Origin of the sequence: Pseudomonas lundensis, from assembly GCF_002269125.1 — a bacterium.
GTDB classification, from domain to species: Bacteria; Pseudomonadota; Gammaproteobacteria; order Pseudomonadales; family Pseudomonadaceae; genus Aquipseudomonas; species Aquipseudomonas lundensis_A.
On the sequence record NZ_NQKI01000098.1, the window covers coordinates 1 to 785 of the forward strand.

At 51.0% G+C, this 785-nt stretch carries 2 protein-coding genes; both read right to left on the bottom strand.

Going from position 1 to position 785, the window contains the following annotated elements; genetic code table 11:
- Positions 1–74: 74 nt before the first annotated feature.
- Positions 75–443 (bottom strand): hypothetical protein, encoded by a 369-nt coding sequence (locus CJF39_RS22625; protein ID WP_141232223.1) that lies wholly within the window; start codon positions 441–443, stop codon positions 75–77.
- 79 nt (positions 444–522) lie between these two features.
- A partial coding sequence (locus tag CJF39_RS23240; protein ID WP_212556003.1) for a hypothetical protein occupies positions 523–785 on the bottom strand: 263 nt, incomplete at its 5' end.

Sequence of the window (785 nt, forward strand, 5' to 3'; positions counted from 1 at the left end):
GCCATCTTGGCCTCCTGGCTTTAATGGCGGTGTATTTTACAGAAAATCGTATTTCTTGGGTTTACGTACAGAGCCTAGCTTCCATCCGACTTGCGCTTAGCTTCCGCGCTAAGCTGCTCACCGCGTTTAATCTCTTCTCTCGTCAAGGACATGCTTCTGGTAAGGCCCATATAATTTATATCGGGCCGTGATTTATAAGCGAAAAATCCCCAGGTTAGGCTAGCCAGCATGGTGATGGCGCCGAAACCACCGGCGGTAATCTTTATGCTCGGAGACTCGAACCAGACGATCTGGTCTCCGGCAACTCCGACGAAGAGCATCACAATTCCGGCAATCAAGGTGATCATCCCACCAGCTACCATCGAATAGCAGATCAGAGCTCGTTGCTTCAGGTGCATCACAAACAAGTTGACCTCTGCCAGCGCGACCTTCTTTCTTTCCATCGATACCTCCATTGCTACGAACTCATTGTTAACGCGAGGCTGGAGCAGTATGCGGGGCAGCCGACGCCACACCACGATTTCAACCCAGCGCCGTGGGTGAGCAGTCATGACGCGGCAGAGCAGGAGCATGTACTACCCGATGTGAGTTGAATTCATTTTCAATTCTTTCCAACCACCCAAGGCTTTCTGGTTTGCTAGTTGATCCCCCTACAATTTTTTTAGCGTATGCCCTGCACGCCTCCAGAAGTGAGTTCGGGATATGTTCTAGGCTCTGTACGTAAAGTATTGTCGCAAGCACCGCATAGCGCAGGCCAATGAGACCATCGCCGCAAAACTTGTTGC